A 15,969-nucleotide genomic window follows, 5' to 3' on the forward strand; every position below is an offset into this window, starting at 1 on the left:
TCCCGTGCCCTGCCCGGGCTGTGCAGCGCCCGCAAGCGATGTGCCCGGGCCGCCCAACGCCGCCGAGCGCTGAGCCCGCCGCGTGTCCGGGCTGCGCACCGCCCGCGAGCGCCGAGCCCCCCGCCTGAGGCCGTCAGAACGGCTCGTCGAGGGCCAGCCGCCTGACCTCGGGCAGGTATTCGTCAAGCTCACCGGGCTCGAACCGGCACATGCCGATCACGTACCAGAACTGGCCCGTCACGTCGCCCTCCAGCTTGTACAGCCCGCCGGGCGAGAACGCGGCCCATCCCTCGGGCAGGCCGAGCAGGGTGGCGCGGCGTTCGCGCCGGGGGACGTCCCACAGGATCACCACGCCGTCGTCGCCGGCGCTGGCGAGCAGGTCCCCGGAGGGATGGAACGCCACCGACCAGATCCGGCGGCCGTGACCGGAGAGGGTGCCGACGCGCGCGCCGGAGGCCGGGTCCCACAGGTGGACGCCGAGGTCGTCCCCGGCGGTGGCCAGCAGATCGCCCGATGGGCTGAAGGCGGCCGTCCACAGCCGCCCGCCGCCGGCGAGCACGTGCAGGCACTCGCCCGAGGCGACGTCCCACAGCCGGGCGGTGCCGTCGTTGCTCGCGCTCGCCAGCAGGTCGCCCGAGGGAGAGAAGGCCACCGCGTACACCCGGTCGTCGTGGCCGCTCAGCGTCGCCGCCCACTGGCCGGTCGGCGCGTCCCACAGCCGCACGTTGCGGTCGTCGCAGCCCGTGGCCACGAGCCTGCCGTCGGGGCTGAAGCCGATCGACCTGACCCTGCCCCGGTGCCCGGCGAGGTTGGCGACCTGCCGCCCGGAGGGGCGATACCACAGCCGCACGCTGTCGTCGTCGTTCGCGGTGGCCAGCAGCTGCCCGTCGGGGCTGAACGCCTCGGCCCACACGTGGTCGGTCTCCACGTTGAGCTCCCGCTCGTACGTGCCCGCCACCGGGTTCCACAGGTAGACGCCGCCGTCGTTGCTCGCGGTCGCCAGCAGCGGACCGGCCGGGCTGAAGACGGCCGACACCAGCCGGTCGGCCGTCCCGGTGAGCGAACGCAGGCGGCGGCCCGTGACCGGGTCCCACAGCCGTACGTAACCGTCGTTGCCGCACGCGGCGAGCATGCCGCCGTCGGCGGAGAAGCGCACCGAGGTGATGCGGCGGCCGTGGCCGCGCAGCGTCTGGACGCACTGCCCGGTGCGCGGGTCCCACAGGCGGGCGGTGCCGTCGTTGCTGGAGGTCGCGAGCTGCCGGCCGTCGGGGCGGAACGCGAACGGCCACACCGAGCCCCGGTGCCCGGTCAGCTCGGCCCGCATCTGGCCGGTGCGGTGGTCCCAGATCCGTACGACCCCGTCGCTGTCGCCGGTCGCAAGCAGCTCGCCGGTGGGGTCGAACAGGACCTGGTAGACGGCGCCACGGTGCCCGGGCAGGCTGCCGGCGGCCTCGCCCGTGGCCGGGTCCCACAGCCGTACGGCTCCCTCCGTGTCGCCGGAGGCGAGCAGCCGGCCTTGGGGGTGGAAGGCGAGGGAGTAGATCCGGCCGGGGTGACCGGTCAGCTCGTGCGTCGCGGCGCCGGTGCGGGGGTCCCAGACGCGCAGCACGCCCTGGCCGTCACCGGCGGCCAGGCGGGTGCCGTCGGGGCTGAGGGCCAGGCGATAGACGGCTCCGCTGTGGCCGTGCAGGTGGTGGCGCACCCGCCCGGTGGCGAGGTCCCACACGCGGATCGCCCCCGCGCTGTCGCCGGTCACCAGCAGTCCCGGCAGGAACACGGCGGTGTAGATCGGGGCGGTGTGGCCCGGCAGCTCCCACACGAGCTCGCCGGACGCCCAGACCCGCATGATCCCGTCCGCGCCGCCCGCCGCGATCAGGTCGCCCGAGGTGACCACGGGCCACACGCCCTCGGGATGGCCGCGCAGGACGTGCGCCGGCTCGCCCGTGGCCGGGTCCCACACCCGGACGGTGCCGTCGCTCGCGCCGGTCACCAGCCCGGCCTCGCCGTAGGCGACCTTGTATACGCGGCCCCGGTGGCCCTGCAGCGTGCGCAGGGCGGACCCGGTGACGCTGTCGCAGACGAGGACGCCGCCGTCCTCTCCGCCCAGGGCGACCACGCCCCCGCCCGGGTCATAGGCGACCGGTTCGGGCAGGCGGCTGCTGTTGAAGTGATAGCCGTACGGCACGCCGACGACGGCGGGGGCCAGCTCGGCGCCGACCCTGCCACCGTCCGGGCCGCCGCCCGTGCCGCCGCCCGTGCCGGGGACGGCGGGCGCCACGGCCGCGCCGCGCAGCTCGGGCGCTCCCCTGGGGACGCCGGTGACGTCGATGAGCGCGGCACGGTCCCAGCGGCTGCCTTCGACGGCGACGTCCCGCAGGTCGGCGCGGGCGAACCGGGCCCGGGTGAGGTCGGCGCCGCGCAGGTCGGCGCCGACCAGCACGGCCTCGTCCAGGCGCGCCCCCGCGAGCCGGGCGTCCCTGAGCACGGCGTGGGACAGGTCGGCCCCGACGAGCCGGGTGTCGGTCAGGTCGGCGCCGGTGAGGTCGACGCCCTGCAGCTCGCGGTAGGACAGGTCTTCGCCGCTGAGCCGGGCCCCGCGCAGGTCGGTGGCGGCCGAGGTGCGCAGCCGGGTGGTCACCTTGATGGCGTTGGCCCGCGCGACGTCGCCGGCGCCGGGGGAGGCGAGCGTGCGGGCGGCCCAGGTCTGCAGCCGCGAGGCGTCGGCCAGGTCGCACAGGAAGTCGACGGCGAGCGCCGACAACGGCCGCAGGCCGAGCCCCGGCGCGTGGCCGCCGTCGAGCGACTCCGCCAGGTGCCGGGCCACCAGCCACTCCACGACCGAGGCGTGGATGAAGCCGAACAACCCCTCGTCCGTACGGACCAGCAGGCTGCCGGCTCCGACGGCGTGCGCGGCCTGCTCGGGCGTCAGCCGCGAGATCCCCTGCCCCGCAGAGGCCGCGCCGCCGTCCGTGCCGGCCGGGGCCGCCTGCGGTCCGTACGGCACGCGGCCCTGTGGGTCGGCGGCCAGATCGGTGAGCGTGTCGGCGACCTCGGCCAGCTCCGCCGGGCGCAGGTAGGTCTCGCCGGTCTCCCACAGCCGCAGCGCGAGCGTGGTCGCGGCCCGCCACAGCTCCTCGCGGGTCAGCCCGCCGGGGGCCCCGGCGACGCCGCCCACGCGCTCCTCCTCGAAGGCCAGCCACGTGTCGAGGATCTCCTGGTAGAGACCGGCGGCGCTGATCGCCTCCCCGGCCTGGGCGACGGCGCGCAGCCGTTCCGCGGGCAGGTCGGCGATGAAGCTGAGCATGCGGGGGTTGTGCGCGAGGCCGAGCAGGTCGCCGATGCCGGTGAGCAGGGCCATGCGCTCGTCGGCCGCCTGCTGCGAGCCGTACCGGTTGAACAGGTAGGCGCGGATCTGTTCCTCGGTGAACTCCTCGATGCTGAGCACCCGCCGGTTGGGCAGCAGGCCGACCTTCTCCCCGAGGGCGGTCATCACCTGGCTGCGGGATTTGAAGTGCTGGGTGCGCCCGGCCACGACGATCTTCGCCTTGTCCTCCGCCGCGCGCAGCAGGGTGTCGAGGTGGTCGGCCGCCCGTTCGTACGTCACCCGGGTGACCAGCTCGTCGAAGCCGTCGAACAGCAGCACGATGCGGCCCTGGCGCAGCATGTAGTGGAACGCCTTGAGGTCGATCAGCTCCTCGCCGTGGTTGGCGAGGTGCGCCGCGACCAGCCCGGCGACCGAGTGCGCCTTGTCGAGGGCACGCAGCTCGATGAGGATCGGCGTGAGGTGCGGCAGCTCACCGGGGATGCGTCTGGCCACCTCGTGCAAGGAGAACGTCTTGCCCCGGCCGAAGTCGCCGAGCACGAGCACGAACCGCCCGTGGTCGGCCGCGAGCAGGTTCATCAGCTCGTCGGTCAGGTCGTCGCGCACCTCGCCGCCGGTGCGGTCGAGCTCCCTGAACCGCTGCGGCACGTACAGCTCGGGCGGATAACGGCGGTCGCCGCGCAGCCTGGCCGTCTGCCCGGCCACGTAGGACGACAGGTCGAGCAGGCCCTGAAACTCGGTGAAGCTGCGCAGCCGCAGGCCGCGCCGCATCGCGTCGTCGCGTAAGGCCCGCGACGGCTGCGGCCCCTGGTAGACCAGCTCGGCTGAGTGCTCCAGCCCCGCCGCGTGGACGTGACCGAGGAACGCCTCGACCCGGTCCTGGCTCAGCTCCCCGGCGTGCGCGCCGATCAGGACCTGGCGGACGAACCCGTCCTCGGGGTGGGTTACGAGCAGGCGCGGCGGGTCCCCCGCGACGCGGCGGATCTTGGCGCGTTCGAATCGGGTCTCGCAGACCTCGGCGATCCGGTCGAGCAGCAGGTCGGCCGGTCCGGCGGGCTCCTCCGGCTCCTGTGCCGGCGGCTCCGGGGCCGCCGCGGCGGGGGTCTGCGGCCGCCAGCCGCGCCAGCCGTACGGCAGGGCCTCGGCGTCGCCCAGCTCCGGCCGGTCCCTGGTCCACCGGCGCAGCCCCTGCGGCGTGATCTGGAGGATCTGGTGACGGCCGGGGGCGAGCGCGGGCACGCACGGCAGCCCCTCCAGCTCCCAGACCTCATCCGGCCCGCCGCGCCGGGCGTCGCGCCCGTGCACGAGCAGGTCGAGCCGGGAGCCGAGCAGCCGTTCCAGGGTGGCCGCGTCGCGCAGCCCGGGGCGCGGGGGATGGGCGACGGCGCCGATCCGCAGCCAGCCCTCGAACGGCCGCAGCCGCTCGGCGAACCACGCCGCCTGGGCCTCGCCGACGAAACCGTAGTCGTCCTCTTCGCGGTGGCTCATCGCGATCGTGGAGTTGATCCCGGCGACGACCGTGCGCAGCTCGGGCAGTTCGAACAGCGTCCACGGCTGGGCGCTGTCGAAGGCCGGGCCGTCGAGGCCCTGGTAGAGCTCGCCGAATAGCGTGGAGAAGTGCCGCCACTTGGGCCAGTAGGGCGGCTGCGGGCGCACGTCGTCGGCCTCGCAGGTCGCGAAGTAGGCCCGGCAGGCCGCCTTGGTGACGTCGCGCGGCCCGGGGACGACCACCAGCCGCCCGGGTTCGAGCCCCAGCAGCACGCGCAGCCCGGTGAGGAACGCGAGGGCCTGCTCGCACTCGCGGATGCTGCCCGACTCGGTGAGGTCGCCGGTGACCATCAGCAGGTCGGGTCGGGGCATCCCGGCGTCGGCGAGGCGGGTCAGGTCGGCCCACACGCTCGCCTGCAGCTCGCCCGCGTCGAGCGGCTCGTCGGCCTCGGCCAGGCCGCGTCCGAACCGGGGCCCGGCGACGTGCAGCACGGTCACCGAGGAGGCGCCGCCCGCGCGCTCGGCCGTGGGGAACGCGGGCTCGGCCGCCGGGGCGCGCCGGGGCCGGGGCACCCGTACGGCGGGGGGCTCGGGCTCGGCGGGCGGATGGAGGGCGCGCGCGCCCGGCCCCCCGGGGAACCGGGGCGGTTCGGCCGGCTTGGCCCGGCCGGCCAGCGCCTGCCTGATCCGGGTCAGCAGCAGCCGCCGCGCCTCGCCGGGGTCGGTCACGCCGAGCAGGTCGACCCAGGTGATCGTGGACAGCAGGCCGTCGAGCGAGACGTCCTCCAGCCGCACCGTCACGAGCTTGTTGGACGGGTTGTCCGGAACGGCGCGCAGGGCCGCCTGCCATTCGAGCCTGCCGTACCGGGAACCCAGGTAGTTGCGGGTGAGCACGGCGACGACCAGGTCGGCCTCGCTGACCCCGCGGTCCATGAAGTCGATGAAGTTGGTGCCCGGGACGAAGTCCCACGCCTGCAGCATCGTGCGGTAACCGGCGGCTTCGAGCTGCCAGGCGATCCACGTCGCCCACCGCTCGTCGGCGGGAGAGTAACTGACGAAGATCTCGGTCCGCGCGTCCCCCCGCCCCGTGTGCGTCATGGAGCCCAGTATCCCCGCTGCCCCCGACGGTTTGGAGGGGGTTCGATCATCCTCGGGCCGCCGATATAAGGTGTGCGCGTGGCGACCGGGCTGCGGCGATTGAGCGTTCTCGACTGGATCAGGTTCGGGCTGCTCGCCGCGGGCCTGGTCTTCGTGGCCACCGGCCTGCTGCCCGCGGAGGAGGCGAGGGCCAGCGTCGAACGCATCGCCCCGCTTCTGCTGTTCCTCGGCGCGGTGATCGTGCTGGCCGAGCTGACCAAGGAGGCGCAGGTCTTCGACGTCATCGCGACCCGCCTCGCGATCGTCGGCCGGGGGAGCTACGCCGCTCTCTTCTTTCTCTGCACGGCCTTCGCCTCGCTGGTCACGATCGTCTTGAACCTGGACACGACGGCCGTACTGCTGACGCCGGTCATGCTGGCCCTGGCGCCGCGCGCGAAGATCGCGCCGCTGCCGCTCGTGATGACCACGGTCTGGCTGGCCAACACCGCGAGCCTGCTGCTGCCGGTCTCCAACCTCACCAACCTGCTCGCGATGAACCGGGTGGCGCTGACCACGCAGGAGTTCGCCGCGCGCATGTGGGCGCCCCAGGCGGCGTCGATCGTGGTGACGATGGCGTTCCTTTGGGCGTTCTACTGGCGGCGCGGCGAGCGGGGCGAGGACCGTTACGTGGCGCCGCCCCCGGTGCCGGTGGCCGACCGGGTGCTGTTCGGCGTCGCGGGGGTGGCATGCCTGCTCTTCATCACCGCGATCCTCGCGGGCGTGGAGATCGGCGTGGCGGCCCTCGTCGCGGCGGTCGCGGTGGTCGCCGCCTTCGCCTGGCGCGACCGGGCCAAGCTCGTGTGGGGCCTGATCCCCTGGCGGCTGCTGGTCTTCGTCACCGGGCTCTTCCTCGTGGTCCCGACGCTCAGCCGCCTCGGCCTGGCCGACGTGATGCGCGCGCTCGTCGGCCTGGGCGGCGACGGGGACGGCGCCTACCGCGCGGCCGCCGCCGGAGCGGCGCTGTCCAACGTGCTCAACAACCTCCCGGCGTACGTCGCGGGCGAGCAGGTGATCCCCGCGGCCAACCACACGCAGCTGCTGTCGCTGCTCGCAGGCACCAACCTGGGCCCGGTGATCACGCCCTGGGGCTCGCTCGCGACGCTGCTGTGGTTCGAGTGGTGCCGTCGCGGAGACGTACGGGTGCCGCTGGCCAAGTTCGTCGCCACCGGTGCCGGCCTCGCCCTGACCGGCCTCGCCGCCACGGTGACCGTCCTGATCCTCACCGCCTGAGGCGTCACTGGGGCGGGTCCCGGCGGATCAGGCCCTCGCGTCGTCGTACTGTCGCCGTGCCCGTTCGACGCGCTCGAGGTTGGCCGCGCCCCACTCGGCGATCTGGGAGAACAGGGGCGAGAGGGTGCGGCCGAGCTCGCTGATCTCGTATTCCACGCGCGGCGGCACCTCGGGATGGTAGGTGCGGACGACCAGGCCGTCGCGTTCCAGCTGGCGCAGGCGCTGGGTGAGCACCTTGGGGGTGATGTTCTCTATCCGCCGCTCCAGCTCGACGAACCGCTGGCGGCCGAAGGCCTGGAGCGACCAGAGGATGGGCGAGGTCCACCGGCTGAACACGATGTCGACGACCGGGGAGATCGGGCAGGCCAGTTCGGGGTCGGCGGTGGCATCGGCCGCGGGCCGGTTCATCTCGATCGGCATGGCTCATACCCTCTGAGGTAGTCACTTTCCTCTAGGTACCTACTATACCGACGGTGTTAGCGTCGGCGTCATCGCGAGAAACCGCAGAGAAAGACGCAGGAGTCGACATGATCGTGGTGACGGGTGCGACCGGGAACGTCGGTCGTACGCTGGTGCGGGCCTTGGCGGAGGCAGGGGAGAGGCTGACGGCGGTGTCGAGGGGGACGGCCCCGGTGAACCTGCCGGGAGGGACCAGGCACGTCCGGGCCGACCTGGCCGCACCGGAGACCCTGCGGCCCGCCTTCGACGGTGCCGAGGCTCTGTTCCTGCACGACGGCGGCACGGGCGGCGTCGGGCTCGACCCGCGAGCCATCCTGGACGTGGCCGGGGCCGCCGGAGTCCGGCGGGTGGTGCTGCTCTCCTCGCAAGGCGTGGTGACCAGGCCGGAGTCGCAGTCGCACGGCGGTGTCATGCGGGCGGCCGAGGAGGCGGTGCGCGAGTCGGGCCTGGCCTGGACGATCCTGCGGCCCGGCGTCTTCGCGTCCAACGCCTACGCCTGGGCGGAGTCGGTACGGGCCGAGCGGACGGTCGCCGCGCCGTTCGGCGACGTCGGGATCCCCGTGATCGACCCGGCGGACATCGCGGAGGTCGCGGCCGTGGCCCTGCGCGGGAACGAACACGTGGGCCATGTCTACACGTTGAACGGGCCGGCGGCCGTCACACCCCGGCAGCAGGCGGAGGCGATCGGCGCGGCCCTCGGGGAGCCCGTGCGTTTCGAGGAGCTGACGCGGGCGGAGGCGCACGCGCTGATGTCCACGTTCATACCGGAGCCGGCCGTGGAGACCTCGCTGGCCGTGCTCGGCGAGCCCAACGCGGCCGAACTCCGGCTCAGCCCGGACGTCGAGCATGTGCTGGGCCGGGCGCCCCGCTCGTTCGCCGAGTGGGCCCGCGGCAACGTCGACGCCTTCCGGTGAACCGTGACACGGCCGCCCCGGCGCTCCGGGCGCGGGTGGCCGGCGGCTATGGAGGGTGCTGAGAACGACACGGCGAAAAGTTGTCGGAATCCTCATTCGCCGCACGGAGGGTCTTGGTATGGGATCGATCCGTGACAGATGAACAGAGTCCGCGTGGGCGGCGCTTCCCCGCGGCCGACATCGCCAGGGTCAGCGTCTTCGCCGCGCTGATCGCCGTGCTCGGCATGCCGGGCGCGCTGAACATCTTCGGCGACGCGGTGCCGATCACGTTGCAGACGCTCGGCGTCATGCTCGCCGGGGCGATCCTCGGCACGTGGCGGTCCGCCCTCGCCATCGTGGTCCTGCTCGTGCTGGTCGCCGCGGGGCTGCCCCTGCTGGCCGGCGGACGCGGCGGGCTCGGCGTCTTCACCGGGCCTTCGGCCGGCTTCCTGATCGGCTGGCTTCCCGGCGCGGCCGTGACCGGTTGGATCGTCGAACGCGGCGGGCGCACGCCGTCCACGGTGCGGCTGGTGGCCGCCTGCCTGGCCGGCGGCGTCGGCGTGGTCTACCTGTTCGGCATCCCCGTGCAGGCCCTGGTCACCGGGCTGTCCCTGGGCAAGACGGCGCTGCTCAGCGCCGTCTTCCTGCCCGGCGACGTGGCCAAGGCGGTGCTCGCGTCGATCGTGGCGCGGGGCACCCAGCGGGCCTACCCCGACGCGGTTCCCGCGGTGCACCGCGAGCGGCTGCGGGCGGGCGGGCGGTGACGCGCCCGTGCCGGTAGCCGCCCAGGTCCTGCGGCACGCCTCCACCACCCCCGGCCGGATCGCGGTGTCCGGCCCGGGCGGCGACCTCGGCTACGCCGAGCTCGCCGCCCGGGCCGGTCGTGCCGCCCGCGCCCTGGCCGGCCAGGGTGTCGGGCGCGGCGCGCTCGTCGCGGTCGCCCAGGCCGACCCGGTGGCCCTGCTCGTCGCCGTGCTCGCCGCCGACCTGGTGGGAGCCACGCCGCTGCTGTGCGACCCCGCCTGGAGCGAGGAACGGCGGGCGCAGGTCATGGCCGCGGTGCCGGTCGCCGCCCGCTTCGACGACCCCCTGCCGGAGGTGGACGGCCCGCCCGTGGAGCACCGCCCCGCGCCGGACGACCTCACCTGGGCCTGCTTCAGCTCCGGCAGCACCGGCAGGCCCCGCGCCGTGGTGCGCGGCCGGGCCTCGTGGACCGTGTCGTTCGCCCACCTGGACGCGCTGACCGGGATCGGCCCGGACGACGTCGTGCTGATCCCCGGCCCGCTGGTCTCCTCCCTGTACGGCTTCGCCGCCGTGCACACGCTGGCCGCGGGAGCGACGGCCGTGGTGCCCGGCCGATGGGCGCCCGGCGGGCTGGCTGAGCAGATGCGGAGGGCCACCGCGGTCCACGTGGTGCCCCATCGCCTGCCTGCCGTACTGGACGCCCTGGAGGCGGCCGGAGGCCCGCTGCGTACCGCCGTGGTCGGAGGGGCCGCCCTCGACGCCGCCGCCAGGACCCGGGCGGTGGAGGCCGGAGTGCGTGTGGTGTCCTATTACGGCGCGACCGAGCTGTCGTTCGTCGCCGTGGACGCCGACGGCTCCGGGCTGCGGCCGTTCCCCGGCGTGGAGATCGACGTCAGGGTGCCGCCCGGACAGGCTCTGGGCGAGGTGTGGGTGCGCTCCCCGTGGCTCTGCGAGGGTTACCTGGCCGGTGCGACCGGCCCTCTGCGGAGTGACGACGGCGGCTGGATGACCGTCGGCGACCTCGCGGAGCCGCACCGGCCCGGTGAGATCCTGCGGCTGCGCGGGCGGGGCGACGGCGCGATCCAGACCGGCGGCGCCACGGTGGTGCCGGAGGACGTCGAGGAGGTGCTGAGGAAGGTGCCGGGAGTGGACGACGTGGTCGTGGTCGGCACGCCGCACCTTTACTTGGGCGCCGTGGTCACCGCGGTCGTCGAGGGCGACGACGTGGCGAGGGACGCACTGGAGGCGGCGGCGCGGGCCGAGCTCGACCCGGCGCAGCGGCCCCGGCGCTGGTATGCCGCCGCGTCCTTGCCCCGGACCCCCGCGGGCAAGCCGGCCCGCGGCCTCCTCGCCACCCGTCTGGCGGCCGGCGGCGACCCCGGCCTGAGGCGGCTCACCTGACGTGGACGAGTGACATGGACGAGCACGCGGCCGTCGTGGCGGCCCGCCGCACCCCCATCGGCACCGCCGGGCACGCGTTCCGGGGCCTGACGGCAGAGCGGCTCGCCGCGCCCGTCATCGAGACGGTCGTCCGCGACGTGGCGCACCTCGGCGTCCCCGTGGACGACGTGGTGCTGGGCAACTGCACCGGACCCGGAGGCAACCTCGCCCGCGTCTGCGCGCTGGCCGCCGGGATGGGGCACGAGGTGCCCGGCGTCACCGTCGACCGGCAGTGCGGCAGCGGCCTCGCCGCGATCCTGCTGGCCGCCCAGGCGGTGCGCTGCGGCGACGCGGACCTGGTCGTCGCCGGGGGCGTCGAGAGCGCCTCCACCGCGCCGCTGCGGGTTCACCGGCGGGAGGGCGAGCCGGGCGTGCCGTACGAGCGGGCGCCGTTCGCCCCGGAGGGGCACCCCGACCCGGACATGGGCCCGGCCGCCGAGGCGCTCGCCGCCGCGCGCGGCGTCACCAGGGAACGCCAGGACGCGTACGCCTGCCGGAGCCACGCGCGGGCGCTGGCCGCGCGGGAGGCCGGGCGCTTCGCCCGCGAGATCGTCCCGATCGGCGGGCGCGTGGACGACCAGCGCCCGCGCGTGCTGCGGCCGGAGTCGCTGGCCCGGCTGCCCGCCGCGTTCGTGCCGGGGGGCACGGTGACGGCCGGCAACTCCTCCCCGGTGAGCGACGGCGCCGCGGCCGTCGCGGTCGTGCCCGAGCGGCTGCGCGCCGCGGCCGGACTGCCCGGCCTGCGGCTGCTGGCGGGCGCCGTCGCCGGCTGCGACCCCGAGCTGCCCGGGTGGGGACCCGTGCCCGCCGTACGGCGAGTGCTGCGGCGGACCGGAACGGACCTGGAGAGGGTGGCGGCGGTGGAGGTCGTGGAGGCGTTCGCGGCGCAGGTGCTCGCGGTCACCGACGCGCTCGGCCTCGATCCCCTGGGGTCCGACTCCGAGCGGGTGTGCGCCGACGGCGGCGCGCTCGCCCTCGGTCACCCCTGGGGCGCGAGCGGAGCGGTGGTGGTGACCCGGTTGTTCAGCAGGCTTGTGGGAGCGCCGCCGGGGACCCTGGGTCTCGCGGCGGTCGCGGTCGGCGGCGGTCTCGGCATCGCCGCCCTGTTCGAGGTGGTGTGAGTGATCCGGCTGGAGGACGTCCATGTGCGCCTGGGGCAGCGCGAGGTGCTGCGCGGTGTCACGGCCTCGCTGACCGAGCGCCGTGTGGGCGTGGTCGGGGCGAACGGCTCGGGCAAGAGCACGCTCGCCCGCCTCGTCAACGGTCTGGTCCTGCCGACCTCGGGCACGGTCACGGTGTCCGGGCTCGACACCCGCCGTCACGCGGCCCGCATCAGGCGCGGCGTGGGGTTCCTGTTCACCGACCCGGACGCCCAGATCGTGATGCCCACGGTGGCCGAGGACGTGGCCTTCTCGCTGCGCCGCAAGGGCCTGACGCGCGAGGAGGTCGAGCGCCGGGTGCGGGAGATCCTGGAGAGGTACGGCCTGGGGGAGCACGCCGACCACCCCGCGCATCACCTGTCCGGCGGCCAGAAGCAGCTGCTGGCCCTCTGCTCGGTGCTGGTGCTCGAACCGGAGATCCTGGTCATGGACGAGCCGACCACGCTGCTCGACCTGCGCCACTCCAGGCAGGTCGCCGCGCTGCTGCGGACGCTTCCGCAGCAGGTGGTCGTGGTGACCCACGATCTTCCGCTGCTGGAGGACTTCGACCGCGTGCTCGTGATCGACGAGGGGCGGATCGTCGCCGACGCCGAGCCCGCCGCCGCGATCGGTCACTACCGGAAGATGATGGCGTGAGGGGACTCACCGGCGCCTACGTCCACGGCGATTCGCTCCTGCACCGGCTGCCCGCCGGGGCCAAGCTCGCCGGGCTCGCCGTGTCCTGCACGGCGCTCCTGCTGCTGCGCGGGCCCGCGGCGCTCGCGGGGGCCGCGGCCGTCGTCGTGCTCCTGTACGTCGTCTCCGGGGTCGGGCCCGCCGCGGCCTGGGCGCAGGTGCGGCCCGTCCGCTGGTTCGCCGTGGCCCTGTTCGGCGTGCAGCTCGTGTTCGCCGACCTGCCCACCGCGGCGTCCTCGACGCTCCGCGTCGTGCTCGCCATCGCCCTGGCCGGGCTGGTCACGCTCACGACGCGCACCGGCGCAGTCATGGCCGCCCTGGAGCGCTGCCTCGCCCCCGCCAGGCTCGTCGGCCTCGATCCGTTCCGCCTGTCGCTGCTGCTGTCGCTCACGCTGCGGAGCGTGCCCGTGATCGCGGATCTGGTCACCCGGGTGCGGGAGGCCCAGCGCGCCAGAGGGGTCGAGCGCAGCCCACGCGCCTTCGCCGTACCGCTGGTGGTGGGCGCCCTGCGGCACGCCGACGCGCTGGGGGAGGCGCTCGCCGCGCGCGGTCTCGACGACTGAAGAGCCTCGACGGCTTTCCCGGGCCTGCTGCGGGTCCACGCGGGGCGATGGCGGGTCAGAGCACGGCGGTGGCAGGTCGGACCACGGCGGTCAGAGCACGGCGGTCAGAGCACGGCGGTCAGAGCACGGCGGTCAGAGCACGGCGGTCAGAGCACGGCGGTCAGAGCAGGGTGGTCAGAGCGGCGGCAGGGCGGGGGCCAGGCGGCGGGCCTCGGCGACCAGGTCGAGCAGGTCTCCGACGAGGCCGGGCGGCGCGGCCACGAAGCTGCGGTCCTCGGCCGGGCCCTCCGCGGACGCCTCGAAAGGTCCGCCGTCGAGCCCCACGATCTCCAGACCGGCCTCCCGCGCGATCAGGGCCCCGGCGGGCAGGTCGAGTCCTTCCGCGCGGTAGCCGATCATGCCGTCGATGTCGCCCCGCGCGAGCATGGCCCAGCACAGCAGCGGCGCCCAGAGCTGGAGCACCCGCCGGGCGCGGGCGTCCATCGTCATCTTCAGCGACCGCGCCGCCGGATCCAGCCGGGAGACCCCGTGGCCCTGCGTCCAGGCGAGCACCGGCCCGTGCCGGAGGTCGCGCCGCGGCGGCCCGGTCAGCGGCCCCGCCGGCCCACGGGCCCCCGCGCCGCTGACCGCCGACCAGGTGCGGCCGGAGAGCGGCTCGTGGACCACCCCGAGCACCGGGCGGCCGTCCGCGCACAACGCCAGGCCCACGACGTACGCGGGAAGGCCGATCGCCACGTTGTTCGTGCCGTCGAGCGGATCGATCAGCCAGGTCCATCCGCCCTGCGGGCGATCAGCGCCGTGGACGCCCGACTCCTCGGCCACGATCCGATGGGAGGGGAACTCCGCCCGGATGCGGTCGAGGATCAGCTTCTCGGCGGCGACGTCGAGTTCGGTCACGACGTCGCCCGACCCGCCCTTGTCGTGGACGGCGACCGCCCCCGGCGCGCTCTCGCGCAGCACGGATCCGGCGGCCAGGGCGGCCTCGACGGCTACCCGCCTGGCGTGTTCGAGGTCCACAGGCTCCTCCTGGCCAGCTCGGCGGCACGTGCGGTCTCCGCGTCGTCGAGGCGTTCCCGACTGACGTGGTGGAGCGGCGTGGCGAGCGGCCCGAGCGACAGGTCGTTCAGCCCCGGACGGCCACGGCCGAGCGCCACGGTGGCGGCCTCGCCGTCCTCGGGGATGACACTGCTGTGGAAGGCGCCCGCGACGAGCGTGTAGGTGTCCCCGGCGCCGAACAGCTCGGCGCGTCCCGGGGCGTACGCAACGGTCCTCGGGGTGGGGCGGATGACGTCGCCCGACGAGGTGCTGACGACCTCGAAGACGCGGTGGGTGGGGGAACGGGTGGTGTCGGTCACCACGGCGTGGACGTTGCGCACCTGGCCGTACAGGACATAGCTGGTCAGGTCCCAGCTGTGGCAGTGGACCTGTGAGGTGGTGCTGCGGGCGCGCCGGGCGGCCGCGGTCCACACGTGCACGCACGCCCCGAGCTCTCCCTCGCGGACCAGCGGCAGGCAGAGGAATCCCAGCGGATGCCGCACCCCCCGCACCCCCGAGCCGCCCTCCGCGATCTCGCCGAGCACGCCGAGGGCCCACTCGCGGGCGCTCCCGCCGGCGAGCACGTCGAACACGTCCCCATATCTCATGGCGCGTACGGATCCTTGGCGCGCAGGGCCTTGCGGGTGACCTCGACCACGTCGCGGTCGATGAACGACTTGGGCAGGGGGAGATCGACGCGTTCGAACAGCCTGCGGACCTCCTCGACGGTCGGCTCGTCGCTCAGCGGCACCGACCGGTAGCGGTCGATCGCCACGCGGCGGGCCTGTTCGAAGCTCGTGCGCAGCTCGGTGCCGCAGCTCTCGTAGAAGAACGAGCCGCTGAAGGCGATGATGGCCCGGTTGGGGTCCTCGGACGTCATGATCAGGGCGCGGCCCGACATGTCCCAGCGGAAGGTCGTCATGACCGGCGAGAGCCCCACCGCGATGTCGAGCAGGCCGTACCGCTGGCGATACCAGAACGCGGCCAGGACGCTCGCGTACGACTCCTTCCTGGCCCGGTCGGTCGTCCACACCTCACCGGTGCCGTCCGGACGGTCCGACAGAGACCTGCGGTAGTGCGCGTAGCTCTCGCACACCGCCTCGTCCGTCGGGTCGATGATCTCCAGACGCACCGTGAGGTGCCGCTTCTCGCGCCGCGCGGCGGCCACGCACTCGGGCAGCGTGACCGCCCGCATGTAGGTGCCGGTGCCGCCCTTGAACGTCCAGCGGTCGGTGCCCCGGCGGGCGTCCGCGTGCGCCTGCGCGATCTCGTGCTGACTGACCAGGACGCGGATGACCGACATGTCCTGCAGGGCCCTGCGGGTGCCCGCGACCAGGTCCTCCAGCTCGTCGAGGCGGTCGAGGCGCTCGGGCAGCCGCGCGAGGACGCCGGAGGTCGCGTGCATGGCCTCCTCGACGGGCTCCTGCCGGACCCGGTCGCGCAGCAGTGCGGTCGCGACGAGGGCCAGGACGACCAGGGTGGTGCCGCTGACGAGTTGAGTCCTCACGTTGAGGGGGATCATCTCGTCGGGCAGCACGCCGAGCACGCCCACCACGACGGCCAGCACGAGTGCGATGGCCCCGTCGACGTTCTTGGCCGCCCACGCGAGTGACCGGCCGACGGCACTCCGTAACCCCGCCATAGGTCAGCCCCGCCATCCCGTCAGTGTCGGCCCCCGACTCGAATCGTAACGACAGGGTCATGGTCCGGCAAAGGGTCGGCTTGCCCGGGCGCGGCGGCGCGGAGGCGAGGGGCGGAGCCGGCATCAGGACCGGAATTGTCGGTCGGCGCGCGTAGGTTATGGAGGTGAACCGGAGCGAGCG

The 15,969-nt window shown here is 74.6% G+C and carries 12 protein-coding genes; 7 read left to right on the plus strand and 5 right to left on the minus strand.

The features are described 5' to 3' along the window. Positions 1-133 precede the first annotated feature (133 nt). The gene (locus HCK04_RS02030) at positions 134-5,908 is read right to left on the minus strand and encodes a TIR domain-containing protein (protein ID WP_142645112.1); all 5,775 of its coding nucleotides are present in this window, start codon (positions 5,906-5,908) and stop codon (positions 134-136) included. Between the two features lie 78 nt (positions 5,909-5,986). On the opposite strand from HCK04_RS02030, the gene HCK04_RS02035 reads away from it, so the two are divergent. Then, positions 5,987-7,177 (plus strand): SLC13 family permease, encoded by a 1,191-nt coding sequence (locus tag HCK04_RS02035; protein WP_142645113.1) that lies wholly within the window; start codon positions 5,987-5,989, stop codon positions 7,175-7,177. A gap of 27 nt (positions 7,178-7,204) precedes the next feature. Here HCK04_RS02035 and HCK04_RS02040 read toward each other — a convergent pair whose 3' ends face one another. Continuing rightward, positions 7,205-7,597 (minus strand): helix-turn-helix domain-containing protein, encoded by a 393-nt coding sequence (locus HCK04_RS02040; protein WP_240970792.1) that lies wholly within the window; start codon positions 7,595-7,597, stop codon positions 7,205-7,207. A 107-nt stretch (positions 7,598-7,704) separates the two neighbouring features. Between HCK04_RS02040 and HCK04_RS02045 the strand changes: the two genes are divergently transcribed. The 6 genes from HCK04_RS02045 (at position 7,705) to HCK04_RS02070 (ending at position 13,111) form a co-directional block, all read left to right on the plus strand. Further along, the gene (locus tag HCK04_RS02045) at positions 7,705-8,550 is read left to right on the plus strand and encodes an NAD(P)H-binding protein (protein ID WP_142645114.1); all 846 of its coding nucleotides are present in this window, start codon (positions 7,705-7,707) and stop codon (positions 8,548-8,550) included. 131 nt (positions 8,551-8,681) lie between these two features. Further along, positions 8,682-9,293, plus strand: coding sequence for a biotin transporter BioY (locus tag HCK04_RS02050; RefSeq protein ID WP_260617028.1), 612 nt, complete (start codon positions 8,682-8,684; stop codon positions 9,291-9,293). Positions 9,294-9,300: 7 nt separating this feature from the next. Continuing rightward, complete coding sequence (locus HCK04_RS02055; protein WP_142645116.1) at positions 9,301-10,674, plus strand: AMP-binding protein; 1,374 nt, start codon at positions 9,301-9,303, stop codon at positions 10,672-10,674. A 14-nt stretch (positions 10,675-10,688) separates the two neighbouring features. Beyond that, the gene (locus HCK04_RS02060) at positions 10,689-11,834 is read left to right on the plus strand and encodes a thiolase family protein (RefSeq protein ID WP_142645117.1); all 1,146 of its coding nucleotides are present in this window, start codon (positions 10,689-10,691) and stop codon (positions 11,832-11,834) included. Continuing rightward, positions 11,835-12,509 (plus strand): ABC transporter ATP-binding protein, encoded by a 675-nt coding sequence (locus HCK04_RS02065; protein ID WP_142645118.1) that lies wholly within the window; start codon positions 11,835-11,837, stop codon positions 12,507-12,509. Next, positions 12,506-13,111 (plus strand): energy-coupling factor transporter transmembrane protein EcfT, encoded by a 606-nt coding sequence (locus tag HCK04_RS02070; protein WP_142645119.1) that lies wholly within the window; start codon positions 12,506-12,508, stop codon positions 13,109-13,111. Before HCK04_RS02065 ends, HCK04_RS02070 begins: the two co-directional genes overlap by 4 nt. Positions 13,112-13,285: 174 nt before the next feature. Here HCK04_RS02070 and HCK04_RS02075 read toward each other — a convergent pair whose 3' ends face one another. Genes HCK04_RS02075 through HCK04_RS02085 form a run of 3 tightly spaced genes read right to left on the minus strand, consistent with a single transcriptional unit; the run spans position 13,286 to position 15,788 of the window. Continuing rightward, positions 13,286-14,128: an inositol monophosphatase gene (locus HCK04_RS02075; RefSeq protein WP_142645120.1), complete on the minus strand. Its 843-nt coding sequence runs from the start codon at positions 14,126-14,128 to the stop codon at positions 13,286-13,288. Then, entirely contained in the window at positions 14,101-14,754 is a 654-nt protein-coding gene (locus tag HCK04_RS02080) for a hypothetical protein (RefSeq protein ID WP_142645121.1), read from the minus strand. Before HCK04_RS02080 ends, HCK04_RS02075 begins: the two co-directional genes overlap by 28 nt. Then, positions 14,751-15,788 carry a hypothetical protein gene (locus tag HCK04_RS02085; protein ID WP_142645122.1) on the minus strand — a complete coding sequence of 346 codons (1,038 nt, stop codon included), beginning with the start codon at positions 15,786-15,788 and terminating at the stop codon, positions 14,751-14,753. Before HCK04_RS02085 ends, HCK04_RS02080 begins: the two co-directional genes overlap by 4 nt. Between the last annotated feature and the right edge of the window lie 181 nt (positions 15,789-15,969).

Origin of the sequence: Microbispora sp. CL1-1 (genome assembly GCF_012034195.1) — a bacterium.
Classification (GTDB): domain Bacteria; phylum Actinomycetota; class Actinomycetes; order Streptosporangiales; family Streptosporangiaceae; genus Microbispora.